The organism is Streptomyces sp. NBC_00353 (assembly GCF_036108815.1).
Taxonomy (GTDB): Bacteria; Actinomycetota; Actinomycetes; order Streptomycetales; family Streptomycetaceae; genus Streptomyces.
This window is the reverse complement of sequence record NZ_CP107985.1, coordinates 4,017,434-4,039,505: the sequence shown is the minus strand read 5'-3', so window position 1 is coordinate 4,039,505 and position 22,072 is coordinate 4,017,434. Positions and strand designations below refer to the sequence as shown.

The following is a 22,072-nucleotide window of genomic DNA, read 5'->3' as shown; positions in this document are numbered from 1 at the left end:
GACGCACCGAGGCACCCCCAGGGAGGGCAGCGACATGTCCGCCACCTATCGGGCCGGAGAGCGCGAGCAGCCGGGCCGCATCATGTCCGGCGAGATGGCCGAGCAGCCCGAGGTGCTGCGCCGCATCCTCGACCGAGAGGCCCCGGAATCCGCCCGGTGGCCGCCCGGATCGCGGCGAAGAACCCGCGCCTTGTCCTGCTCACCGCGCGCGGCACGTCGGACAACGCCGCGCTCTACGCCAAGTACCTGCTGGAGATCAGGCTCGGCCTGCCCTGCGGCCCAAACATCGATGTCGACCACCACGGCGTGCGGCGCGGCTCACCCGACCTGGTGGCCTCCACCCGGGCGGCCCGTGAGGCCGGCGCGATCACCCTGGCCGTCACCAACAACCCGGAGCCGCCCGCGGGCGGGAACGATCGCCGGAAACACCCGCGGGCCGCGGCGCCAGGACGGGACCCTCAGCCCGTCCGGCACCGCAGCCCGGAGTTACTCGGCCGGCGGTGTGCGGTGCCCCCGGCCGGGGAGAGGTGCCGTCGCAGTCAGGGCAGAGAGCGCGGCCACCTCGATCCACTCTCCTGTGCGGGGAGAGTGGAAGCTCTGTCTTGTGCATTGTGGACTAGACCATTCACCCGTGTCCATCCGTTGGAGCGCGGCAATTTCCGGCCCCTTCCCCCTCGCACGTAAGGGCTGGACGTTCGGTTCGGAACCAGTGCGTATCCACAGGTACGCTCGCACACGTGCCCTCCATGAACGACCTCGTCCGCCAGCACACAGCCCTGAGTGACACCGACCTCGAGTGGCTGCATCTGCTGGTCTCGGAGTGGCAGCTGCTCTCCGACCTGTCCTTCGCCGACCTGGTCCTCTGGGTCCCCACCCGCGACGGGACCCGTTATGTGTCGGTCGCCCAGATGCGGCCCAACACCGGCCCCACCTCCTACCAGGACGACATGGTCGGCCACCTGGTGCCGCGCGGCCGCCGTCCGCTGCTGGACGCGGCGCTGGACGAGGGCCGGATCGTGCGCGAGGGTGACCCGGAGTGGCGCGAGGAGGTGCCGGTACGGGTCGAGTCCATCCCCGTACGCCGTGAGGGCAGGGTCCTCGGGGTCATCGCCCGGAACACCAACCTCCTGACCGTCCGCACCCCGTCCCGGCTGGAGCTCACCTACCTCCAGTCGGCCTCGGACCTGGCCCAGATGATCGCTGCCGGATCCTTCCCGTTCCCCGGCCAGCAGGTCGACATGGATGCGTCGCCGCGTGTCGGCGACGGGCTGATCAGGCTCGACGCCGACGGCGTCGTCCAGTACGCCAGCCCCAACGGTCTCTCCGCATACCACCGCCTCGGTCTCGCCTCCGACCTGGTCGGACACCACCTCGGCGAGACCACCGCCGAACTCGCCCCGTCCCGCGGCCCGGTGGACGAGGCCCTGGTCAAGGTGGCCAGCGGTTACGCGCCCCGCGAGTTCGAGGTCGAGTGCGCGGGCGGCGTGATCCAGCTCCGGGCGATCCCGCTCAAGCCCAAGGGCGTCCGTATCGGCTCCCTGGTCCTGCTCCGCGACGTGACCGAACTGCGCCGCCGCGAGCGTGAGTTGATCACGAAGGACGCCACCATCCGGGAGATCCACCACCGGGTGAAGAACAACCTCCAGACCGTGGCCGCCCTGTTGCGTCTGCAGGCCCGACGGATGGATTCCGAGCAGGGCCGCGAGGCCCTCAACGAGGCGGTACGGCGCGTCGGTTCGATCGCCATCGTCCATGAGACGCTGTCCCAGAATCTGGACGAGCGGGTCGAGTTCGACGAGATCGCCGACCGGGTCATCGCGATGGTGGCCGAGATCTCGCCGGGCAGGGTCACCTGCCGTCGCACGGGCCGTTTCGGCATCCTCGATGCGGAAGTGGCCACTCCGCTGGCCATGGTGCTCACCGAGGTGCTGCAGAACGCGCTGGAGCACGCGTTCACCGTCGCCCAGACCGGCACGGTGGAGGTCTCCGCGGTGCGCGGCGGTTCCCCGGCCGAGGGCCGGTTGCTGATCACCGTCCAGGACGACGGGTGCGGACTGCCGGAGGGGTTCGACCCGCAGCGCGCCGGCAACCTGGGGTTGCAGATCGTAAGGACACTGGTGGAGGGCGAGTTGAGCGGTTCGTTCGGCATGGTCCCGGCTCCCGGGCGCGGCACCCAGGTGGTCCTCGACATCCCGGTCAGCGCGGAGAAGTAGCCGGCGCTGTTCCCCGGGGGGAACAGCAGTGAGCCCGGACCGTTGTTGACGGTCCGGGCTCACTGGTCATGCGTGCGCTTCGGGGGTACTGCGCGCTGCGACTCGGGGGCGGGGTGGTGCGTACGCTCTGTACGCGCCGCCTGACTGAGGCTCGTAGCGGTGGCGTCGGATCAGGCGCTGGCGTTACGCGCCCGGTTGCGAGCGGCGCGGCGCTTCATTGCGCGGCGCTCGTCCTCGCTGAGGCCACCCCAGACGCCGGAGTCCTGGCCGGACTCGAGCGCCCACTGCAGGCACTGCTCCATGACGGGGCAGCGACGGCAGACGGCCTTGGCTTCCTCGATCTGCAGCAGCGCAGGACCGGTGTTGCCGATGGGGAAGAACAGCTCGGGGTCTTCCTCACGACAAACGGCGTTGTGACGCCAGTCCATGGCTGCTACCTCTCCTTGGTATTGCATACTGTTGCTTGTGAATGTGAACGCTTTCACGAATCCCCCCACAGGTGACGGGCCGACGCCCAGATGAACTGGTTGTGGTCCTGTGAAGTGAGGAGGGGTTCTGGCTCTCAGTGGAGGCCGTTGTTGCGGGCCGTCCCGATCGCCATGTAGAGATTCGCAAACCTCGGCGGCGGATACAACCCCTTCCGGAAACTTTTTTTTGATTCCTCGGTGTCGGCTAGGTCACAGCCGTACTTCTATGGGGTGGAGGCCAGTCCAAACGTTCGAGTTAAAGGACTTTGAGTCCTTCCGCTCACACAATCACACGCAGTGCACGGCGTACGCCTGTGAACGCCACACTGGTACGCAGGCCCAGGTGGTCACCATCCATCTGGAACGGCAGCGGAACCTTTGAATGCAAGGTGAAGTCCGTGAGGTCGTGAAGTGAAACAGCGTGCTTGCCGTGAGGACCCTTCTCGGGGCTCGAAGTGAGCAGCTGGGTGCCGTACCGGGCGACCGCGGGGGTGGAGAGGCGCTTCAGTCCGAGGACATCCAGGGCGGTGTCGAACGAAGCCTTCGGGGATGCGTACATCGGACGATTCCCCAGGTAGGTCCAGGGGGCCGTGTTGGAGATTATGGACAGCGCGAGATCGGTGACCGGGTCCGCGCCAGGGGCTTCCAGCGTGATCGTTCCGTGCCGCCGGTGCGGTTCGTCCAGGAACTGCCGGACCACCTGACGTACGTACAGCGCATGCGTCGACCGTTTGCCGCGCTCGCGCTTCTGTTCGACCCGGCCGACCACGCCCGCGTCGAAACCGAGACCGGCACAGAAAGTGAACCAGCGCTTGGGGACCGACTCGTCCTCGGTGCCGGGCGTGCCGGCCGCCAGTCCCAGGCCGACCGTGCGTTCGGTCCGGTTGGCCAGCGCATCCAGGATCGCGCCGGTCGCCTCCACCGCATCGTTGGGCAGGCCCAGAGCGCGCGCGAAGACATTGGTGGAGCCGCCGGGCACCACGGCGAGGCTCGGCAGATTGTCTATGTCGGGACCGTTGTGGAGCAGGCCGTTCACGACTTCGTTGACCGTGCCGTCGCCGCCGAGGGCCACGACGAGATCGATGTCGTCGGAGTCGGCGGCCCGCCGCCCCAGGTCCCGGGCGTGCCCGCGGTACTCCGTGGTCACCGCCTCCAGCTTCATCTCGCTGGCCAGCGCATGGATGAGCACGTCACGGGTCCGCGCACTGGTGGTGGTAGCAGCTGGATTGACCACAAGGAGTGCACGCATGACGGCCAGCCTACCTACCGCGTGGTATCGGCCTGAAGTCCTTACCCATTGTCTTCACGTTCAGTGACGGACCGGGTGCGGTGGGCTGGACCGCGGCGCTCCGATCCGGACCCCGGCTTCGCTTTCGCGGCGCCGGGATGCCAACCTGCAAGGGTGAGTACTCAGCAGAACACGCCGCACTCGTCGCCCATGGCCGAGCCGACGAAGCCGGCCAGGATCGCCCTCGTGGCCGGACTCAACGCCCTCGAAGGGGCGGCGCTCGCACTCGGCGGGGTCTACATGCTGGTCATGGGCCTGCTCGGCCGGCCGGACAGTCCGGAGCAGGCGGAGATGGGCGGCCTCACACTGATCGTGCTCGGCCTGATCCCGCTCCTCGCCGCGCGGGGACTGCTGCTGCGGCGCAGCTGGAGCCGGGGCCCGGCGCTGATCACGCAGCTCATGGCGCTGCCGGTGGCCTGGACGCTGCTGCGCTCCCATGGTGCGCTGATCCCGGCGGGGATCGTCCTCGCCGCGGTGGCGCTGACCGCGCTGGTGCAGTTGTTCAGGCCGGTGACGAGGGAGGCGCTGGGTATCCGGGGTCCGCGCGCGACGCCGGAGGCGTGACGCGCGACGCCCGCTACTCCTCGACGAGCAGTCGTTCGCGCAGCTGCGCCAGCGTGCGGGCCAGCAGGCGCGAGACATGCATCTGGGAGATGCCGACCTCCTGCGCGATCTGCGACTGCGTCATGTTGCCGAAGAACCGGAGCAGCAGGATGCGCTTCTCCCGCGGCGGCAGGTCCTCCAGCAGAGGCTTCAGCGACTCCCGGTACTCGACGCCCTCCAGCGCCTCGTCCTCGGAGCCCAGCGTGTCCGCGACCGCCGGGGACTCGTCGTCCGTGTCCGGGACGTCCAGTGAGAGCGTGCTGTAGGCGTTGGCCGACTCCAGGCCCTCCAGGACCTCTTCCTCGGAGATGCCCAGCCGCTCCGCCAGCTCATGGACCGTGGGCGACCGGCCGTGCTGCTGGGAGAGCTCCGCGGTGGCCGTGGTGAGCGAGAGCCGCAGCTCCTGCAGCCGGCGCGGCACCCGGACCGCCCAGCCCTTGTCGCGGAAGTGCCGCTTGATCTCGCCCACGACGGTCGGTGTCGCGTACGTGGAGAACTCGACGCCGCGGTCCGGGTCGAACCGGTCCACCGATTTGATCAGGCCGATCGTGGCCACCTGCGTCAGATCGTCCAGCGGCTCGCCGCGGTTACGGAACCGGCGGGCCAGGTGCTCCACGAGCGGCAGGTGCATCCGCACCAGCCGGTTGCGCAGTTCGGCCTTCTCCGGCGAGCCGTCGGGGAGTTCCCGAAGCTCGATGAAGAGTGCCCGCGCTCCACTGCGGTCACGTGGATCGTGGTGTCCGTGCTCGCTCATCTGGCCTGCCCGCTCCGCCTGCTCCACCGCGACCGTACGGACCACCGGCCCGTCCGCCCCGTCCTCCGGATGGGGCAGGGCCTGCTGCTCCGGGATGCCTGCTGGTCGCACCACCCCTGGTCGGATCGTCTCGTCCCGCACAGGACCGTCCCCGTTCCCGTTGCTCACGCCGGCCCGGGTCCCGCGCCGCGCTGTTTGTACAGGCTGATACTGACCGTACGGTCGTCGGCGACCGTGGAGTCGACCTTGCCGGCCAGTGCGGAGAGCACCGTCCAGGCGAATGTGTCGCGCTCGGGGGCACGGCCGTCCGTCGTCGGGGCCGCGACCGTCACCTCGAGAGAATCGTCGACGAGTCGGAACACGCAGCTGAGGACGGAGCCGGGCACGGCCTGCTGGAGCAGAATCGCGCAGGCCTCGTCGACCGCGATGCGAAGATCCTCGATCTCGTCGAGCGTGAAGTCCAAGCGCGCTGCGAGACCGGCCGTGGCCGTACGCAGCACCGACAGGTAGGCACCCGCAGCGGGCAGCCGGACTTCCACGAAGTCCTGATTCCCGGGCTCGCCTGCGATCTGGGACACCCTCACCTCCAAGGTGGCACAAACTCTTTCGAGGTTCCGGGAAGGGTGCCCCGGAGCCATGCGGTACGTCTTCGGTTCTTGGTCCGGCGACGCTATCGCGATCCATGATGCCGTGTCGCCGGGACCCCATCCCATGACTGTCACTCATGGTAAGCCCATGAGTACACACAGTGGCTAGAGGTCTGCGGCGGTCAATTACGAACAACAGGCGCCGGTTTGACGTACCCACACGTCAGACGATCGAACCGTCCTCGAAGCACCAACGCCAGCTCTCGCCCGCCTCGTAGCTCCGCATGACCGGATGGCCCGTTGTCTTGAAGTGATCCGTGGCGTGCTGCAGAGGCGACGAATCACAGCAGCCGACATGGCCGCAGACCAGGCAGAGCCGCAGTTGCACGGGGTGGGTGCCCGCGGCAAGACATTCGGGACATGTGGCGCTGAGCGGGGCGGGCTCGGGGCGCGGCAGTTCGAGAACGTGCAGGCACTCACTCATGATTGTCAGGTTACGACGGATGTGAGGACGGTGAGATGGACGCATTGCCGCTGGTGGCACTTGTCGCGGCCAGTGCGGCCATCGCGGGGGCCGCCCGCCGCACCCCGGTGCCGGCCCCGCTGCTGCTGGTCGCCGGGGGGCTGCTCGCCTCCTATCTGCCGGGCGTGCCGTCATACACCCTGGACGCCCACATCGTGCTGCCGCTGCTGTTGCCGCCGTTGCTCTACACGGCCGCGGTCGACAGCTCCTACCTCGATCTGCGCGCCAATGTCCGGCCGATCGCCCTGCTCTCCGTCGGCTACGTCCTCTTCGCCACCTTCGCCGTCGGCTGGCTGGCCTACTGGCTGGTACCCGACCTGCCGCTGACGGCCGCACTGGTGCTGGGCGCCGTCGTCGCGCCGCCGGACGCCGTCACGGCGGCCGCCATCGCCCGCCGGGTCGGGCTGCCGAGCCGGGTCACGACGATCCTGCAGGGCGAGTCCCTGGTGAACGACGCGACGGCGATCACCGCCTACAAGGTGGTGCTGGCCGCCGCCGTCGGCGAAGGCGTCAGCTGGGGCGCCGGGATCGGCGAGTTCCTCCTCGCGGCGGGCGGCGGTGTCGGGGTCGGTCTGCTGCTGATGGTGCCGCTGCACTGGCTCCGTACGCACCTCAAGGAAGCCCTGCTGCAGAACACCCTGTCGCTGCTCATCCCCTTCGTGGCGTACGCGGCGGCGGAACGCGTGCATGCCTCCGGAGTGCTCGCCGTGGTCGTCGTGGCGCTGTATCTGGGGCACCGCTCCTGGCAGGTCGACTTCGCGACCCGGCTCCAGGAAGCGGCCGTGTGGAAGATGGTCGCGTTCATCCTGGAGTCGGCGGTCTTCGCGCTGATCGGACTGCAGCTGCCCTTCGTGCTGAAAGGGCTCGGTACCTATGCCGTCGCGGAGGCCCTCCGGTACGCGGTGGCCGTGTTCCTGGCCGTCGTCGTGGTCCGCTTCATCTGGGTCTACCCGGCCACCTATCTGCCGCGGTGGCTGTCGAAGCGGATCAGGGAGCGCGAGACCGAGACCAACTGGACCTCGCCCCTGATCGTCGGCTGGGCCGGGATGCGCGGCGTCGTCTCGCTCGCCATCGCTTTCTCCATCCCGGTGGCGATGACCAACGGCGAGGACTTCCCGGCCCGCAACCTGGTGCTCTTCCTGACCTTCACGACCGTCATCGGCACCCTGGTCGTCCAAGGGCTCACCCTGCCGCTCCTGGTGCGGGTCCTGAAGCTCCCGGGGCGCGACGCGCAGGCGGAGACCCTCGCCGAGGCGCAGGCCCAGAGCGAGGCGTCCGCGGCTGCCGATGCGCGCCTGGAGGAGTTGCTGACCGATCCGCGCAACTGTCTGCCCGGACCGCTCACCGACCGGCTGCGTACGGTCCTGGAGCGCCGTCGCAATGCCGTGTGGGAGCGGCTCGGCGCGGCCAACCCGGTGACCGGGGAGTCGGCCGACGACACCTACCGGCGGCTGGCCAGGGAAATGATCGACGCCGAGCGCACGGTCTTCGTACGGCTGCGGGACGAGCGGCGGATCGACGACGAGATGATGCGGAACCTGCTGCGACGGCTGGACCTGGAGGAGGCGGCGGCCTACCGCGAGGAGTCCGACGCGCCCCAGGGCTGACCGGTGACCATCGCCACGAGCCTGGTCCCCGGGGCGAACGCGCCCTCTTGGGCCAGCACGGTCAGCCCGTACAGCAGTTTGGCGACATAGAGCCGCTCGACGGGCAGCCCGTGCCGGTCCTCGAAGTCGTCGGCGAAGGCGTGCAGCTCCGGAGTCGTACGGGCGTAGCCGCCGAAGGCGAAACGTTCGTCCAGGGACCACACCCCGGCGGGCCCGCCGAACGCCTCCCGCTGCAGCTCGCGTACCGCGTCCCCCAGGAAGCCGCCGCGCAGCACCGGGACGCCGAGTGCCCGCTGCCCCGGTGCGAGGCCGGCGGCGAGACCGGCGAGGGTGCCGCCCGTGCCGCAGGCCACCGCGACCACATCGGCCAGGCCGTGCAGCTCCCGCCCGAGCGCTGTGCAGCCCTGTGCGGCCAGGGCGTTGCTGCCGCCCTCCGGGACGACGCTGCACGCCCCGTAGGCGCTCAGCAGCCCCTCCAGGACCGCCGGATCGGTCTTCGCGCGGTACGTCGCACGGTCCACGAAGTGCAGACGCATGCCGTCGTTCGCGCACTGCGCCAGCGACGGGTTGAGCGGCCGGCCGGCCAGTTCGTCGCCGCGTACGACGCCGACGGTGGGGAATCCGAGCAGCCGGCCGGCGGCGGCGGTGGCGCGCAGATGATTGGAGTAGGCGCCGCCGAAGGTCAGCACGGTGCGCCCGGCGGCGGCCGTCAGATTGGGGGCGAGTTTGCGCCATTTGTTGCCCGGCAGATCCGGGTGGATCAGGTCGTCGCGTTTGAGCAGCAGCCGTATGCCGTGCCGGTCGAAGCGCTCGTCCTCGACCGGTTGCAGGGGTGACGGGAGCACCGGCTGCAGCCGGGAGAGGTCGAATGGGTCGCGGGGCATGCGCCCATTGTCGCCCGGTCTGCCGGTCGGCCCCCGTCGCCCTGGTGGCGTGGGTGCGGGCGTGCGGCTACTTCAGCCGGTCGTGTATCCGGGTGCGCATGGACTCCATCGTGAAGCCGCGCGGGTCGACCTTCCCGGGCTGCCATTCCTTGTGGCCGATGACCGAGCGGGACGTCCAGCCGTGATGGCGGCAGACTGCGGCGGCGGCCTTCTCGACGGCTTCGAGCTGGGCGTCGGGCCAGGGGTCCTTGCCGTCGCCGAGGTTCTCGCACTCGAAACCGTAGAAGTGCCTGTTGCCGTCGGTGTTGGCCTCGTTGTCCGGCGGGAGGCGCTTCTCGGCGACGACGGCGCGCAGGACGTCGTCGTCGCCGAGGCCGGCGTGGTTCGTACGGCCGTAGCCGACGAGGTGGATCCGGCCGTCCTTGGCGATCACGCCGTGACACAACGGGCCGGGGAGCTCCGGGTAGCCGTCGCGGCAGATCCGGACGGTGGCCGCGGTACCGCTGGTGACCGTGTGGTGGATCATCACGCCGTTCACGGGGCCCCAGGGGCCCTTGTGATTGCGGTTGTGCGTACGCCAGTCGCCAACCTGGACGACGGTGAGTCCTTCGTTCCTGAGGGCTTCGAGGAAGGCGCTCGCGGACATGGGGGTGGACATGGCCGACTCCTTCGGGGCGTGGGGGGAGTGAGTCCGTACACCGCTTGTATCGGAGCGCCGTGCTCCGGGCCATCCCCCGGCGCGTTGTTCGGGCGGTGTGCGAGCAGATCCGGTCAATCCCGCGAGCATCCGGTCAGGTTCAGTCCTGGGCGAGCCACAGATCGGGGCCGAACACCTCGTAGTGGATGTCGGCCGCCGGGACGCCCTTGGCCAGCAACTGGGTGCGGACGGCCCGCATGAAGGGCAGCGGACCGCAGAGGTACGCGTGCGTGCCGGACGGGACCGTGAGGCCGCTCAGATCGACCAGACCGGTGCGGTCGGCCGGGTGGCCGGGCTCCGGGTTCTCGTACCAGAAGTGCGCCGCGGCGTCCGGGAGTTTGTCGGTGAGCCGCTCGTGGTCGGTGCGCAGGGCGTGGTCGGCGGGGGAGCGGTCGCCGTGCACGACGGTGACCGGCGCACGGTGGCCGGTGGCCGCGAGGTGGTCCAGCATCGACAGCATCGGGGTGCAGCCGATACCTGCGGAGGCCAGCAGCAGGGGGGCGTCGACGGCGTCGAGGACGAGGTCGCCGTAGGGGGCGGAGACACGCAGCCGGTCGCCCGCCCGGGTGTGGGCGTGCAGGTGCGCCGAGACCTCGCCGTCGGGCGAGCCGCCGCCGTGCACCCGCTTGACGGTGATGGAACGGACCGGCGAGTCCGGGGCCGAGGAAAGGCTGTACTGGCGTATCTGGCGTGCCCCGTCGGGGAGTTCCACCTGAACGGAGACGTACTGGCCGGGGCGGAAGGCGGGGGCGGGGGCGCCGTCGGCCGGGCGGAGCTGGAAGGTGGCCACATCCGCGGTCTCCTCGGTCCGGGCGGTCACCTCCCACGCGCGCCAGACGTCACCGGCGGCCACCCCCTGCTGTGCGTACAGCCGGTCCTCGATGGCGATCAGGGCGTTGGCCATCAGCCAGTACACCTCGTCCCAGGCGGCCGCGACCTCCGGAGTGACCGCATCGCCGAGCACCTCGGCGATGGCGGCGAAGAGATGGGTGTGCACCACGTCGTACTGCGCGGCGGTCACGCCGAGCGAGGCGTGCTTGTGGGCGATCCGGCCGAGCATCACGTCGGGGCGGGTGTCCGGGTGCTCGACCAGCTGGGTCGCGAAGGCGGCGATGGACCCCGCGAGGGCCTGGCGCTGGGCGCCGGACGCCTGGTTGCCGCGGTTGAAGAGGTCGCGCAGCAGCTCGGGGTGGGCGTCGAACAGCTTCCGGTAGAAGAGATCGGCGATGTCGCCGATGGCCGCGCCGACGGCGGGGAGGGTGGCACGGACGGTGGCGGTCGACGGCTCGGAGAGCATCGGGCTGACTCCTCAGGGTTGAATTGGTATCTGAGATTCGTATTTTTGGGCAGCGGAATTCGCCCGGTGGGGATGTGGTGGTTCAGTCGGCGGCCGGGCGGCCACCGCTGATGCCGATCAGCAGGGGACCGGTGGGGGAGGTGACGAGTTCGGCGACGGTGATCGGATCGAGCGAGGCGTAGAAGGCCTCCTCCGCCCGGCGCAGGGCGCCGCGCAGCCGGCAGGCCGAGCGCAGCGGGCAGGGGGTGCTGCCCTCGCACTCGACGACATCGCCGGGCCCTTCGAGCTCGCGGACGAGTCCGCCGATCGAGGCGGACCGGCCGGCTGCGGTGAGGGTGAGTCCACCGCCGCGGCCCCGCCGCGCCTCGATCAGGCCGAGGTGCTGCAGCCGGGCGACCACCTTGGCGGTGTGGGTGTACGGCACCTGCATGGTCGCCGCCACCTCCCGGGTGGTCGGCGGGTCCTCGTTCTCCACGACGGCGAGGCGCATCAGTACGCGCAGCGCCACGTCGGTGAATCTCGTCAGCCGCATGGTGGTCAGCGTAGATAACTTGCATTGAGGATGCAAATTAAAAACGGGTGTGGACATCGCTCGACGTCGTGCCCAGCCCAAAGACCGATTAGTCACACTCTTTTGTGTAATAGCGTGCTGCGTCCCCACGCTGAAAGGCTCCTTCTCGCAGGTCAGCCGATGATCGAGAGGACGTCAGATGTCCGTTGGTGAAGAGGTTCAGAACACGCAGACACCGCAGCAGAGTCTGGGCACGGCGGCTGCGCGGAACCTCGCGACGACCACCAAGTCCGCTCCGCAGATGCAGGAGATCACCTCGCGGTGGCTGCTGCGCATGCTTCCGTGGGTGCAGGTGCAGGGCGGCACATACCGGGTGAACCGCCGGCTGAGTTACTCGGTCGGAGACGGCCGGGTGACGTTCGTGCAGACCGGTGACCGGGTCACGGTGATCCCCGCGGAGCTCGGTGAACTGCCCGCCCTGCGGGACTTCGGCGACGAGGAGGTGCTCGCCGAGCTGGCCCGGCGGTGCGAGCAGCGCGAGATCGCCGCGGGGCAGGTGATCGCCGCCTCCGGGGAGTCCGCGGACCGGGTCTTCCTGCTGGCGCACGGCAAGGTCGAGAAGGTCGGCACCGGCCCCTACGGCGACGAGGCGGTGCTCGGGGTGCACGCCGACGGGGCGTACTTCGGCGACCACTCCTTGATCGAGGGCGACGCAGTCTGGGAGTACACGGCCCGCGCCGTCACCGCGTGCACGGTGCTCACGCTGCGGCGGGCGGATGTGCTCAACCTCGCCGAGCGGGCGGACTCGCTCCGCGCGCATCTCGCCGGGCTGCTCAACATCCCGCACCAGCGCACCAACAAGTACGGCGAGGCGGAGATCGACCTCTCCGCCGGCCATGTCGGCGAGGCGGTCGTCCCGCACACGTTCGTCGACTACGAATCGGCGCCGCGCGAGTACGAGTTGAGCGTCGCCCAGACCGTGCTGAAGGTCCACAGCAGGGTCGCCGACCTCTACAACCAACCGATGAACCAGACCGAGCAGCAGCTGCGGCTCACGGTCGAGGCGCTCCGCGAGCGCCAGGAGCACGAGCTCATCAACAACCGGGAGTTCGGTCTCCTCAACAACTGCGACTACGACCAGCGCCTCCAGCCGCACGACGGCGTGCCCGGCCCCGACGACATGGACGAACTGCTGTCGCGCCGCCGCGGATCGAAGCTGTTCCTCGCCCACCCGCGGGCCATCGCCGCGTTCGGCCGCGAGTGCAGCAGGCGCGGGCTGGTGCCGGAGAGCGTGGAGATCGGCGGCCACCATGTGCCCGCCTGGCGCGGTGTACCGATCTTCCCGTCCAACAAGATTCCGGTCACCGACGCCCGCACCACGTCGATCATCTGCATGCGAACCGGCGAGGCCGAGCAGGGGGTCATCGGGCTCCAGCAGACCGGCATCCCCGACGAGATCGAGCCGAGCCTCTCGGTCCGTTTCATGGGTATCGACGAGCAGGCGATCATCTCCTACCTGGTGACGGCCTACTACTCGGCGGCCGTGCTGGTGCCGGACGCCCTCGGGGTCCTGGAGAACGTCGAGGTCAGCCGCTGGCGCTGAGGTCCGCGGGACCCGGACCTGCCCCGTCCGGGTCCCGCCCGCCCCCCCGGCCCGCAGGCCGCCGGTCCGGGGCGCCCTGGGCCGGCTGTCTCCGCCCCGGCCCGTGACCGGCGGCCCGGCCCGGTTCGCTGGGACGGGCCCGGCCCGCCCCGACGGGGTGGCCCATGGGCCGAGTGACCTGTGGCGCTGCCCCGTGGAAAACGCTCACCGCACCACCGACGCCCCGGCCGGGTTGCTCCGGACCCGGGTGACCTGAGGGAGCCACCGTGACCATGATCAGTACGGACACCGCCACCGCCGAGGGCCATGAGGCCCTGGCGCTCCTGGAGCGCACCCGGAGTCTCGTCGATCCGCAGCTTCGAGCCGCGGTCGAGTCGCTGCCCGGATCCATCCGGCGTGTCGCGATGTATCACTTCGGCTGGGAGCACGCCGACGGCACTCCGACCGCGGGGCAGGCCGGCAAGGCGATCAGGCCCGCACTCGTCCTCGCCGCGACCCGGGCGGTGGGCGGCGACGCGGAGCAGGCGGTGCGGGCAGCCGTGGCCGTGGAGCTGGTCCACAACTTCAGCCTCCTGCACGACGACGTCATCGACGAGGACCGGACCCGCAGGCACCGGCCCACGGCCTGGACGGTGTTCGGCGTCCCGGCCGCCGTCATCGCGGGCGACGCCATGCTCGCCCTGGCCCACCGGCTGCTCGCCGAGGACACCCGCCCTGCGTCGGCGCGCGCCTCGACCCGGCTTGCGAACTGCGTCATCGAGCTGTGCGCGGGACAGCAGGCCGACTGCTCCTTCGAGGAACGCGGCCCCGACGAGGTCTCGCTCGACGAGTGTCTCGCCATGGCCACCGCCAAGACCGGCGCCCTCCTCGGCTGCGCCTGCGCGCTCGGTGCGCTGTACGCCGGCGTGGAGGAGCGGGCGGTCGGCGCGATGGACGGCTTCGGCCGGGAGGCGGGTCTCGCCTTCCAGCTCATCGACGATCTGATCGGCATCTGGGGGGACCCGGTGCAGACCGGGAAGCCGGTCGGGGCGGATCTGACCGCCCACAAGAAGTCCCTGCCGGTGGTCGCCGCGCTGACCTCCCACACCCCGGCGGCGGCCGAACTCGCCGCGCTCTACCGGGGTTCCATGCGCACACCCGGCGAGGTGAGCCGAGCCGCCGACGCGGTCGACCGGGCCGGCGGCCGGGACTGGGCGCAGGTCAGCGCGGCGGACCGGATGGCCCGCGCGGTCCACCATCTGTCCCGGGCGGTGCCGGACCTGGCGGCGGCGGGCGATCTGCTCGCCCTGGCGGAGTTCGTCACCCGCCGGACGCACTGAGGGAGGAGAGGAGGAAGAGGAAGTGGCCGTCACCCGCCGGACGCGCCGGGACGGAGAGGAGGGCAGGGGAGCGACCGGCTCCCGCCGGACCCGTACGGCATCAACTCTAAGATCCTGTGCGTCGGTTGAGGTGGTACGAGCGAGAGCGGGAGCCGGACATGGGTGTACGGATACGGCAGGCGGAAGCGGAAGACCGGGAACAGGTGGTGCGGCTCCTGGACGAGGCGTTCCACCACGACCCGGTCAGCAGTTGGGTTTTCCCGGAGGAGGCGCACCGCCGGGCCGTGCACGGAAAGTTCCTCGGCGTCTTCGTCGACGTCACGCTCGCCGAAGGCCGTATCGACCTGCTGGAGGACGGCACGGCCGTGGCCCTGTGGCTGCCCGTGCCCGCGGGCGCACCCACGGAGGAGGACACCACCCCCGCCCTGATGCGGGCGACCGCGGACCCCGACAACGAGCGGGCCGAGCTGGTGGGGAGGCTCACGGGCGCGATCCACCCGCACGACAGGGCCCATGAGTACCTGCTCATGATCGGGGTGTCCCCGGACCGTCAGGGGGAGGGGATCGGTGCGGCCCTGATCGCCGATGTGCTGGAGCGCTGCGACCGCGACGGCGTCCCCGCCTACCTGGAGGCGAGCAGCGCGCGCAGCCGCCGGCTCTACGAACGGCTGGGCTTCACCTTCATGGGCACGACCGTCGAACTCCCGGAGGGTCCCTCGATGTGGCCCATGTGGCGGGAGCCGCAGGTCGGCTGAGGTCACGGCGCCCGCGGCGCCCGCGACGACGAAGTGGAGGGCGCCCGGGGGACGGCGATGGGCACGGGCTACAGTCCGTGCCCATGACAGACGAGTCATGGGCAGGGTGGTACCGGGACCGGCAAGGTTCCGAGGCTGTCATCCTCACCACCGATGGACAGCAACTCCGGATCCGGATCAGGGGCGTCGACTTCGAGGGCGAAAGCTTCGACGACCTCGCTCCGGTGGCCGGCATGCCGCCGGAGAGCGGAATGTTCGCCCTGGCGGACGGCGCGCTCACCGATTGCGTGCTGGAGTGGGATCTGCCGCTTCCGGTCGTCGCGGACGGCACGGTTCACCAGGCCACGCTCGGCTGCCTGTTGTCGCTGCGCCGCCCGGACGCCGATCTCCATCTGGAACTGCACTTCGGCGGCGCGGTCTACGGGTCGCGCCGGGCCGAGTGCGACTTCGCCACCGCGCTCGCCATGATCCAGCGCTCCCTCCCGCCCGGAGTCCGTCTGCAGTCGTGCATCGCCTGCGCGTTCTCGGACTACTTCCCGGCGACGACCGACCGTGGACTCTCCGGCGGCCTTGCCTGTTTCCGGGGAGCGAAGGACGCGTACCGCGGGGCGGCGGGCGAGGACGATGTGCTCGATCTGTGGGACCGGCGGACCGGGTTCGTCCAGGAGATCTGGAGCTGCCGCGAGTTCGAGGCCCGTCCGGCAGAGGGTGCGGGCACCGGTCACCGGGGCGCGTTCCCGCTCGAACTCGCCTGAGATCCCCGAAGACGCACAGGACGAGCTGCTGGACCGGGTCCGTACCGGACTCGGCAGCGCGTAGCGGTCATGCGCGCGCCGGCCGTCAGCGCAGGCCCTCCCAGCCCCAGCGCGGCGTCGGCCCCGGATCACCGAGGTCCGCACCGGCCGGGGACGCCGAGACATCGCGCGCGATCCTGGTGCCCCAGTCGAAGTACTCCAGCACTCGGCGGCGCAGCAGCTCGTCGTCCGGCAGCTCCTTGTCGACCGCGGCTGCCATCAGCTCCATCCATCGCAGCCGCTGCGGCTCGGTGATCGACAGCCCGAGATGGGAGCGCAACAGGGACTGATGGCCCCCGAGCTTCCCGGTGTAGTCGGCGGGCCCGTCGAAGATCTCGGCCAGCCACACGGCGACATGTTCGATATGGGTCGGAGTGAAGTCCGCGAAAACAGGGGCGAGCAGCGGATCCGCCAGCGTCCTGTCGTAGAAGGTGCTGCTCAGCCGGCGCAGTACGTCGATACCGCCGATGGCCCTGTACAGCGTTTCCGGACGCTCGCTCACGCGGCTACCTCCATGGCTGGACCCGGTCCGCCCCGGGCCGCTGGGCCCAGCATCCACCCGGGGGAGCGGCCCGCCGGGACAGTTCGCTGCCGGCGGATCAAGCGGGGGCACAGGTTCAGCCCTTCCGCCGTGGTTCCCTGCGGCGTACCGCGGCCACCGGCGTGTCCGATTCCGCCCAGAGCGAGGAACTGTTCCCAACCGCCCTGCCTGCGGGCAGAGTCGGCCCATGAGGCTTCTGATCCTGGGCGGTACGGAATTTGTCGGACGCGCCGTCACCGAGGCGGCGCTCGCACGGGACCGGCACGTCACGGTGTTCCACCGCGGCCACCACTCACCCCCGCCGGGCACCACCGAGCTGTTCGGCGACCGCACCACCGCCGACGGCCTCGCAGCGCTCGCCGCCGCGGGGGAGGACGGCTGGGACCTGGTCGTCGACACCTGGAGCGGCGCGCCCTCGGCGGTGCGGGACGCGGCCCGGCTGCTCGCGGACCGGGCCGGGCGGTACGTGTACGTCTCCAGCCGTTCGGTGTACGCGTACCCGGCCCCGGCCGGACTGCCCGAGGACGGACCGCTGGTGACCGGCGCCTCGCCGGACGCCGGGGCGGAGGTCTCGTATCCGTTGGCCAAACGCGGTGGCGAACTGGCCGCGCTCGATGCCTTCGGCGACCGCGCCCTGCTGGCCCGCGCCGGACTGATCCTCGGCCCGTGGGAGAACATCGGCAGGCTGCCGTGGTGGCTGCGGCGGATCGCCCGCGGTGGACCCGTGATGGCCCCGGGCACCCCGGACACCCCACTGCAGTACATCGACGCCCGCGACCTCGCGAACTGGCTGCTGGACGCGGCGGATCGCGGCCTGCACGGACCGTACAACCTGGTCAGCCGGCCGGGGCACGCCACCATGGGCGAGCTGCTGGACGCCTGTGTACGCGCCACCGGCTCCGACGCCGTGCTGCGCTGGACGGCCACGGAGAAGATCCTCGCGGCGGGCGTGGAGCCGTGGACCGACCTGCCGGTCTGGCTGCCGCCGGGCGAGCTGCACGACACCATGCACCGCGGTGACGTCAGCAAGGCATACGCGGCCGGACTGCACTGCCGGCCGGTGGGGGAGACGGTCACCGACACCTGGGACTGGCTGTGCGAGCTGGGCGGCGAGGCACCGCAGCGGCCGGACCGCCCGGTGGTGGGGCTGGACCCCGGGACCGAGGCGAAACTGCTGACGGAATAGGGGCGGAGAGACGCCGGCTGTCGGGCAGGCGGCGCACGGGCCGGGGCCCGTGCGGCCCATCCGGGGCACATCGCCGACGGGATCGCGGCGCTGCCGACGGGCGGATCGACGGCCACGCCGATGGCCCGAAGGAGCCGTCCGCGCAGCTAGTTTGGGCCCCATGGCCGAAGAACTGCTGCTGCACCTCACCGAACGCCCCCTGTGGGAGGCGGCCCGCGGGACCGGGACGTACGAGATGTCCACCCGCGGCCGCACTCTGCACGAAGAGGGCTTCATCCACTGCTCGTCGCCCCACCAGCTCCCGGGCGTGGCCGAGATGCTGTACGGCTCCGAGCACCCGGCCGGTGCCGAGGGCCCGCTGGACCTGGTGGTACTCGTCATCGATCCCGCGCGGCTCTCGGTACCCGTGCGGTACGAGGCGCTCGCGCCCGGCGGCGAGGAGTTCCCGCACATCTACGGCCCCGTCCCGGTGGACGCGGTCGTGGAAGTGCGTCCCTGGCTGCGCAAGGAAGGCGGCGCCGCATGAACACCACACCCCCCACGGACCCCGGCGGCAGCACCGCTGTCAGGGATGCCCCGATCATCGCGGTGACCGGTGCGAGCGGCGCGGTCGGCGGCCGTGTCGCACAGCGGCTCGCACGCGCCGGTGTCCCCGTACGGCTCCTCGGCCGCGACCCGTCCCGGCTGCCGGACCTGCCCGGCGCGGTCGCCGCACCGCCCGCCGCCTACGGTGACGGGGAGGCGATGCGCCAGGCCCTTGCCGGCGCGCACACCCTGTTCCTCGTCTCGGCGCACGAGAGCCCGAACCGGGTACTCGAGCACACCACCGCCGTGGACGCGGCGGTCGCCGCCCATGTCGAACGCATCGTGTACGTGTCCTTCCTCGGCGCCGCGCCGGACGCCACGTTCACCTTCGCCCGCGACCACTGGCACACCGAGGCGCACATCCGCGTCTCCGGTGTGCGCCACACCTTCCTGCGCGACAGCTGGTACCTCGCGGGTATCCCGGCGATGACCGGGGCCGACGGGGTGCTGCGCGGCCCGGCCGGTGACGGCCGGGTCGCGGCGGTCGCGCACGAGGACATCGCGGACGCGGCGACCGCCGTCCTGCTTGCCGACACCGAGAGCGAGGACACCCGCCACGACGGGGTGACGTACGACCTCACCGGACCCGAGGCCTTCACCCTCGCCGAAGCGGCCGAGGAGCTGAGCCGGGCCACCGGACGCACCGTCACCTACCACCCGGAGACCCGGGAGGAGGCCTACGCCTCACGGGCGCAGTACGGTGCCGAGGAGTGGGAGGTCGCCGGCTGGGTGACGTCGTACGAGGCCATCGCCGCCGGCGAGATGTCCACGGTCTCGGACGCGGTGACGCGCCTCACCGGCCGCCCGGCGAAGAGCCTTGCCACCTACCTGAGCGAGAATCCGGACAGCTACCGGCACCTGCTGAAGGCCGACTGACCGTCGGACGGCACGACCGACGACCGAGTACCGACGACCGGGGAGCCGACGGCGAACGGGTCGGCGGTCCGACCGGACCGAAGGGACGGAACGGCAGCCATGCGTACAGAAACCCCCTGGGGACCCTGGGACCCGGCCCCGCTCGCCGAGGTCGCCCGCCGCTTCGCCCCGCTGCGCACCCCTTGGTGGATCGCGGGCGGCTACGCGGTCGAGCTGGCGGTCGGCCACGCCTTCCGCGACCACGCCGACATCGACGTCACGCTGCTCCGCCGCGACCAGCTCACCGCCCAGCAGGTGCTCGCCGGCTGGGAGTGGTGGGCCGCCGACCCGCCCGGCGCCCTGCGCCCGTGGCTCCCGGGCGAGATCCTCCCGCACGGGGTCCACGACATCTGGTGCCGGCCGGGTCCCGACGAGCCCTGGCGCATCCAGCTCATGCTCGACGAGGCGGACGGCACCGACTGGGCGTTCCGCCGCGACACCCGCATCCGCCTCCCGCTCGACCGGCTGGGCCGGGTCTCGGAGGACGGCGTCCCGTACCTGGCCCTGCATGTGCAGCTCCTGTACAAGGCGAAGTCCCGGCGTCCCAAGGACGAGGAGGACTTCACAACGGCGCTGCGGGTCCTGACCGCCGACCAACGTGCCTGGCTGACCGAGACCATCACCCTGGCGCACGGTGCCGACCACCCCTGGGCGGCACGTCTGCGCAGGTACCGGTGACGCCGGCCCCTGACCGACGCGCACCGTGCACCCGCGCACCGCGTCATGCGGCGCCTCACCTCACGTACACCCCTGCCCGTGCCGCCGCGGCCGCCGCCTCGGCCGCGCGGTCGGCGGCCGCCGTGTCGAGCGGGCCGCCGGCGGCCAGCAGGCGGTAGTAGAGCGGCGCCGAGACGGCACGGATCACCTCGCCGGGGTCCGTGCCTGCGGGCAGCTCCCCGCGTTCCAGGGCCTGGGTGACGCAGGCCGCCCATTCCTCGACGCGGATCGCGTAGAAGCGGTGCAGTGACTCGGCCGTGCGCGCGTCGCATGTCGCCGCGGCGATCACCGACTTGAACAGGGCGCCCTGGCGCGGATCGGACAGGGTCTTCACGACGAGCCGCGCATTGGCCTTGAGGTCCTCGATGAGCGAACCCGTGTCCGTACGCGGGGTGGACTGCTCGGCCATGTCGTCGAGCAGATCGGCGATCAGGCCGGTGGTGGTGGACCAGCGCCGGTAGACGGTCGTCTTGCCGACCTCGGCGCGACGGGCGACATCGGCGAGGTCGAGGCCGTCGAAGCCGTGTTCGGCCAGGGCGTCCCCCGCCGCCCGCAGGACGGACTCCCGTACCCGGGCGGTACGTCCACCGGGCCGGACGGTGCCCGGTTCCACACCCTCGGAAGTCATAACGGGTCTCCAGTTTCATTAGAGGGAGTTCCTCTGTTACGGTGACGCCATCTTAACGGAACTACAGGACCGTTAAAACGTCTGCCTGAGGAAGGGCACCCATGTCCGTACCCAGCACGACCCCCTCACCGGCTGTCGCCGAGGGTGCCGCCGCCACCCCGGCCGCCGGTACCGCCTTCCCGCAGTCCGAGGCCCGCATGACCGGGCGGCAGAAGCTCGTCCTCGCCCTGCTGCTCGGCGCCCAGTTCATGATCGCGGTGGACTTCTCGATCCTGAATGTCGCGCTGCCGGCCGTCGGTGAGGGGCTCGGCTTCGCCCTCACGGACCTCCAGTGGATCGCCACCGCCTTCGCGCTCGCCGCCGCAGGCTTCACGCTCCTCTTCGGCCGCGTGGCCGACATCGTCGGCCGCAAGCGGCTGTTCCTGGGCGGTATGGCCGTGCTCGGCGCCGCCTCCCTCCTCGGTGGACTCGCCACCTCGCCCGAAGTCCTCCTTGCGGCACGGGTGTTGCAGGGCCTTGCCACCGCGGCCGTCACCCCGGCAGGGCTCGCCCTGCTGACGACCGCCTTCAAGGAAGGCCCGCTGCGCGAACGCGCCCTCGGCCTCAACGGCGCCCTGATGTCCGCCGGGTTCACCGCCGGGGCCATCCTCGGCGGGCTGCTCACCGACCTGCTCTCCTGGCGCTGGGCCTTCTTCATCAACGCCCCCGTCGCTCTCCTGGTCCTCGTCCTCGCCCCGTCCGTCATCACCGACTCACGCCCCACCAGGCGGCCGAAGCTGGACATTCCCGGCGCCGTGACCGTCACCGGCGGACTCCTCGCACTGGTCTTCGGGCTCACCCAGGCGGGCCGGACCGGCTGGACCACACCCGCCACCCTGGGCGCACTTCTGGCGGGCGTCGCCCTCCTCGTCGCCTTCTGGTCGGTCGAGAAGCGGGCCGCCACCCCGCTCGTGCCCGTGCGGATCCTGAAGCGGCGCAGCGTCATCTGGGGCAACACCGCCGGACTGATCGCCTTCGTCACCGAGACCTCACTCGTCTTCCTGCTCACCCTCTACCTGCAGGAAGTGCTCGGCTACACGCCCCTCACCACGGGTCTCGCCTTCGGTGTCCTGGGCGTCGGCACCGTGATCGGCGGCACGCTCGGCGGGCGAGCGGTCGGCCGCTACGGCAACCGGACGACCATCGTCACCGGCGGTGCCGTCCAGGCCGCCGCCACCCTCGCCCTGGCCGCGCTCGGCACGTCGGGGGCCTGGATCTGGCTGCTGCTCGCGGCCACGTTCGTCGGCGGCATCGGCAACATGCTGATGATCGTCGGGTTCATGGTCACCGCCACCTCCGGCCTCCCTGACGCCGAACAGGGCCTGGCCACCGGGCTCGCCACGATGACCCAGCAGGTCGGTATCACCATGGGCATCCCGGTCATGAGCGCGATCGCGGCCGCCCGGATGACCGCACTCGGCGACACCGGCCCCCATGGCGTCCTGTCCGGGGTCACCGTCGCGATCCTGGTCAACTCGGCGCTCGTGCTGGCCGGTTCGCTGCTCGCGGGGGCCTTCCTCGGGAGAGCGGGGCGCACCCCCTGATCCTGTCTCCCGAGC

General features: G+C 71.0%; 23 protein-coding genes and 1 pseudogene. 13 read left to right on the top strand and 11 right to left on the bottom strand.

Annotation, left to right across the window (positions count from 1 at the left end):
* Nucleotides 1–34: 34 nt before the first annotated feature.
* Nucleotides 35–402, top strand: a pseudogene (locus OHA88_RS18165) (SIS domain-containing protein); the annotation flags it as partial.
* Nucleotides 403–746: 344 nt separating this feature from the next.
* Entirely contained in the window at nucleotides 747–2,213 is a 1,467-nt protein-coding gene (locus OHA88_RS18160; RefSeq protein WP_328629722.1) for a sensor histidine kinase, read from the top strand.
* 170 nt (nucleotides 2,214–2,383) lie between these two features.
* Here OHA88_RS18160 and OHA88_RS18155 read toward each other — a convergent pair whose 3' ends face one another.
* Complete coding sequence (locus OHA88_RS18155; RefSeq protein WP_003953983.1) at nucleotides 2,384–2,641, bottom strand: WhiB family transcriptional regulator; 258 nt, start codon at nucleotides 2,639–2,641, stop codon at nucleotides 2,384–2,386.
* Between the two features lie 319 nt (nucleotides 2,642–2,960).
* A complete protein-coding gene (locus tag OHA88_RS18150; protein ID WP_326605714.1) occupies nucleotides 2,961–3,929 on the bottom strand; it encodes a diacylglycerol/lipid kinase family protein in 969 nt (322 codons plus the stop codon).
* 225 nt (nucleotides 3,930–4,154) lie between these two features.
* Between OHA88_RS18150 and OHA88_RS18145 the strand changes: the two genes are divergently transcribed.
* Nucleotides 4,155–4,532 (top strand): hypothetical protein, encoded by a 378-nt coding sequence (locus OHA88_RS18145; RefSeq protein WP_037851742.1) that lies wholly within the window; start codon nucleotides 4,155–4,157, stop codon nucleotides 4,530–4,532.
* Between the two features lie 13 nt (nucleotides 4,533–4,545).
* On the opposite strand, the gene OHA88_RS18140 is transcribed toward OHA88_RS18145, so the two are convergent.
* From OHA88_RS18140 to OHA88_RS18130, 3 genes are all read right to left on the bottom strand, one after another.
* Nucleotides 4,546–5,493: an RNA polymerase sigma factor SigF gene (locus OHA88_RS18140; RefSeq protein WP_382828530.1), complete on the bottom strand. Its 948-nt coding sequence runs from the start codon at nucleotides 5,491–5,493 to the stop codon at nucleotides 4,546–4,548.
* The gene (locus OHA88_RS18135; protein WP_030915678.1) at nucleotides 5,490–5,903 is read right to left on the bottom strand and encodes an anti-sigma regulatory factor; all 414 of its coding nucleotides are present in this window, start codon (nucleotides 5,901–5,903) and stop codon (nucleotides 5,490–5,492) included. The genes OHA88_RS18140 and OHA88_RS18135 overlap by 4 nt, the downstream gene beginning before the upstream one ends.
* 232 nt (nucleotides 5,904–6,135) lie before the next feature.
* Nucleotides 6,136–6,396 (bottom strand): UBP-type zinc finger domain-containing protein, encoded by a 261-nt coding sequence (locus OHA88_RS18130; RefSeq protein ID WP_267002005.1) that lies wholly within the window; start codon nucleotides 6,394–6,396, stop codon nucleotides 6,136–6,138.
* A 35-nt stretch (nucleotides 6,397–6,431) separates the two neighbouring features.
* Between OHA88_RS18130 and OHA88_RS18125 the strand changes: the two genes are divergently transcribed.
* Entirely contained in the window at nucleotides 6,432–8,042 is a 1,611-nt protein-coding gene (locus tag OHA88_RS18125; RefSeq protein ID WP_328626293.1) for a Na+/H+ antiporter, read from the top strand.
* On the opposite strand, the gene OHA88_RS18120 is transcribed toward OHA88_RS18125, so the two are convergent.
* From OHA88_RS18120 to OHA88_RS18105, 4 genes are all read right to left on the bottom strand, one after another.
* Nucleotides 8,009–8,926 (bottom strand): 1-aminocyclopropane-1-carboxylate deaminase/D-cysteine desulfhydrase, encoded by a 918-nt coding sequence (locus tag OHA88_RS18120; protein WP_328626292.1) that lies wholly within the window; start codon nucleotides 8,924–8,926, stop codon nucleotides 8,009–8,011. The two genes, OHA88_RS18125 and OHA88_RS18120, sit on opposite strands and share 34 nt — an antisense overlap.
* 67 nt (nucleotides 8,927–8,993) lie before the next feature.
* Entirely contained in the window at nucleotides 8,994–9,584 is a 591-nt protein-coding gene (locus OHA88_RS18115) for an N-acetylmuramoyl-L-alanine amidase (RefSeq protein WP_328626291.1), read from the bottom strand.
* Between the two features lie 139 nt (nucleotides 9,585–9,723).
* Nucleotides 9,724–10,920, bottom strand: coding sequence for a globin domain-containing protein (locus OHA88_RS18110; RefSeq protein ID WP_328626290.1), 1,197 nt, complete (start codon nucleotides 10,918–10,920; stop codon nucleotides 9,724–9,726).
* 82 nt (nucleotides 10,921–11,002) lie between these two features.
* Complete coding sequence (locus OHA88_RS18105; RefSeq protein WP_328626289.1) at nucleotides 11,003–11,452, bottom strand: RrF2 family transcriptional regulator; 450 nt, start codon at nucleotides 11,450–11,452, stop codon at nucleotides 11,003–11,005.
* A 178-nt stretch (nucleotides 11,453–11,630) separates the two neighbouring features.
* Here OHA88_RS18105 and OHA88_RS18100 point away from each other — a divergent pair, with 178 nt between their 5' ends.
* The 4 genes from OHA88_RS18100 (at nucleotide 11,631) to OHA88_RS18085 (ending at nucleotide 15,863) form a co-directional block, all read left to right on the top strand.
* A complete protein-coding gene (locus OHA88_RS18100) occupies nucleotides 11,631–13,034 on the top strand; it encodes a family 2B encapsulin nanocompartment shell protein (protein WP_328626288.1) in 1,404 nt (467 codons plus the stop codon).
* A 272-nt stretch (nucleotides 13,035–13,306) separates the two neighbouring features.
* Nucleotides 13,307–14,353: a family 2 encapsulin nanocompartment cargo protein polyprenyl transferase gene (locus OHA88_RS18095; protein WP_326817739.1), complete on the top strand. Its 1,047-nt coding sequence runs from the start codon at nucleotides 13,307–13,309 to the stop codon at nucleotides 14,351–14,353.
* Nucleotides 14,354–14,511: 158 nt separating this feature from the next.
* Nucleotides 14,512–15,108, top strand: a complete 597-nt coding sequence (locus tag OHA88_RS18090; RefSeq protein ID WP_328626287.1) for a GNAT family N-acetyltransferase — start codon at nucleotides 14,512–14,514, stop codon at nucleotides 15,106–15,108.
* Nucleotides 15,109–15,191: 83 nt separating this feature from the next.
* A complete protein-coding gene (locus tag OHA88_RS18085) occupies nucleotides 15,192–15,863 on the top strand; it encodes a DUF6304 family protein (protein ID WP_326627363.1) in 672 nt (223 codons plus the stop codon).
* Between the two features lie 85 nt (nucleotides 15,864–15,948).
* On the opposite strand, the gene OHA88_RS18080 is transcribed toward OHA88_RS18085, so the two are convergent.
* Nucleotides 15,949–16,404 carry a group II truncated hemoglobin gene (locus tag OHA88_RS18080; RefSeq protein WP_328626286.1) on the bottom strand — a complete coding sequence of 152 codons (456 nt, stop codon included), beginning with the start codon at nucleotides 16,402–16,404 and terminating at the stop codon, nucleotides 15,949–15,951.
* A 238-nt stretch (nucleotides 16,405–16,642) separates the two neighbouring features.
* Here OHA88_RS18080 and OHA88_RS18075 point away from each other — a divergent pair, with 238 nt between their 5' ends.
* From OHA88_RS18075 to OHA88_RS18060, 4 genes are all read left to right on the top strand, one after another.
* Nucleotides 16,643–17,629, top strand: coding sequence for an NAD-dependent epimerase/dehydratase family protein (locus OHA88_RS18075; protein WP_328629721.1), 987 nt, complete (start codon nucleotides 16,643–16,645; stop codon nucleotides 17,627–17,629).
* Nucleotides 17,630–17,789: 160 nt separating this feature from the next.
* Nucleotides 17,790–18,155, top strand: a complete 366-nt coding sequence (locus OHA88_RS18070) for a DUF952 domain-containing protein (protein ID WP_328626285.1) — start codon at nucleotides 17,790–17,792, stop codon at nucleotides 18,153–18,155.
* A complete protein-coding gene (locus OHA88_RS18065; protein WP_328626284.1) occupies nucleotides 18,152–19,090 on the top strand; it encodes an NAD(P)H-binding protein in 939 nt (312 codons plus the stop codon). The genes OHA88_RS18070 and OHA88_RS18065 overlap by 4 nt, the downstream gene beginning before the upstream one ends.
* Nucleotides 19,091–19,189: 99 nt before the next feature.
* Nucleotides 19,190–19,807: a nucleotidyltransferase domain-containing protein gene (locus OHA88_RS18060; RefSeq protein WP_328626283.1), complete on the top strand. Its 618-nt coding sequence runs from the start codon at nucleotides 19,190–19,192 to the stop codon at nucleotides 19,805–19,807.
* Between the two features lie 55 nt (nucleotides 19,808–19,862).
* On the opposite strand, the gene OHA88_RS18055 is transcribed toward OHA88_RS18060, so the two are convergent.
* The gene (locus OHA88_RS18055) at nucleotides 19,863–20,474 is read right to left on the bottom strand and encodes a TetR/AcrR family transcriptional regulator (protein ID WP_267001975.1); all 612 of its coding nucleotides are present in this window, start codon (nucleotides 20,472–20,474) and stop codon (nucleotides 19,863–19,865) included.
* A 101-nt stretch (nucleotides 20,475–20,575) separates the two neighbouring features.
* On the opposite strand from OHA88_RS18055, the gene OHA88_RS18050 reads away from it, so the two are divergent.
* Nucleotides 20,576–22,057 (top strand): MFS transporter, encoded by a 1,482-nt coding sequence (locus tag OHA88_RS18050; RefSeq protein ID WP_443044246.1) that lies wholly within the window; start codon nucleotides 20,576–20,578, stop codon nucleotides 22,055–22,057.
* Nucleotides 22,058–22,072: the final 15 nt, after the last annotated feature.

Excerpts from the sequence above, each read along its gene's own strand:
- OHA88_RS18120 (WP_328626292.1), bottom strand. The coding sequence starts at position 8,926 with ATGCCCCGCGACCCATTCGACCTCTCCCGGCTGCAGCCGGTGCTCCCG.
- OHA88_RS18160 (WP_328629722.1), top strand. The coding sequence starts at position 747 with ATGAACGACCTCGTCCGCCAGCACACAGCCCTGAGTGACACCGACCTC.
- OHA88_RS18085 (WP_326627363.1), top strand. The coding sequence starts at position 15,192 with ATGACAGACGAGTCATGGGCAGGGTGGTACCGGGACCGGCAAGGTTCC.
- OHA88_RS18155 (WP_003953983.1), bottom strand. The coding sequence starts at position 2,641 with ATGGACTGGCGTCACAACGCCGTTTGTCGTGAGGAAGACCCCGAGCTG.
- OHA88_RS18060 (WP_328626283.1), top strand. The coding sequence starts at position 19,190 with ATGCGTACAGAAACCCCCTGGGGACCCTGGGACCCGGCCCCGCTCGCC.
- OHA88_RS18115 (WP_328626291.1), bottom strand. The coding sequence starts at position 9,584 with ATGTCCACCCCCATGTCCGCGAGCGCCTTCCTCGAAGCCCTCAGGAAC.
- OHA88_RS18065 (WP_328626284.1), top strand. The coding sequence starts at position 18,152 with ATGAACACCACACCCCCCACGGACCCCGGCGGCAGCACCGCTGTCAGG.
- OHA88_RS18100 (WP_328626288.1), top strand. The coding sequence starts at position 11,631 with ATGTCCGTTGGTGAAGAGGTTCAGAACACGCAGACACCGCAGCAGAGT.
- OHA88_RS18070 (WP_328626285.1), top strand. The coding sequence starts at position 17,790 with ATGGCCGAAGAACTGCTGCTGCACCTCACCGAACGCCCCCTGTGGGAG.
- OHA88_RS18105 (WP_328626289.1), bottom strand. The coding sequence starts at position 11,452 with ATGCGGCTGACGAGATTCACCGACGTGGCGCTGCGCGTACTGATGCGC.
- OHA88_RS18110 (WP_328626290.1), bottom strand. The coding sequence starts at position 10,920 with ATGCTCTCCGAGCCGTCGACCGCCACCGTCCGTGCCACCCTCCCCGCC.
- OHA88_RS18095 (WP_326817739.1), top strand. The coding sequence starts at position 13,307 with ATGATCAGTACGGACACCGCCACCGCCGAGGGCCATGAGGCCCTGGCG.
- OHA88_RS18125 (WP_328626293.1), top strand. The coding sequence starts at position 6,432 with ATGGACGCATTGCCGCTGGTGGCACTTGTCGCGGCCAGTGCGGCCATC.
- OHA88_RS18130 (WP_267002005.1), bottom strand. The coding sequence starts at position 6,396 with ATGAGTGAGTGCCTGCACGTTCTCGAACTGCCGCGCCCCGAGCCCGCC.
- OHA88_RS18150 (WP_326605714.1), bottom strand. The coding sequence starts at position 3,929 with ATGCGTGCACTCCTTGTGGTCAATCCAGCTGCTACCACCACCAGTGCG.
- OHA88_RS18055 (WP_267001975.1), bottom strand. The coding sequence starts at position 20,474 with ATGACTTCCGAGGGTGTGGAACCGGGCACCGTCCGGCCCGGTGGACGT.
- OHA88_RS18090 (WP_328626287.1), top strand. The coding sequence starts at position 14,512 with ATGGGTGTACGGATACGGCAGGCGGAAGCGGAAGACCGGGAACAGGTG.
- OHA88_RS18050 (WP_443044246.1), top strand. The coding sequence starts at position 20,576 with ATGTCCGTACCCAGCACGACCCCCTCACCGGCTGTCGCCGAGGGTGCC.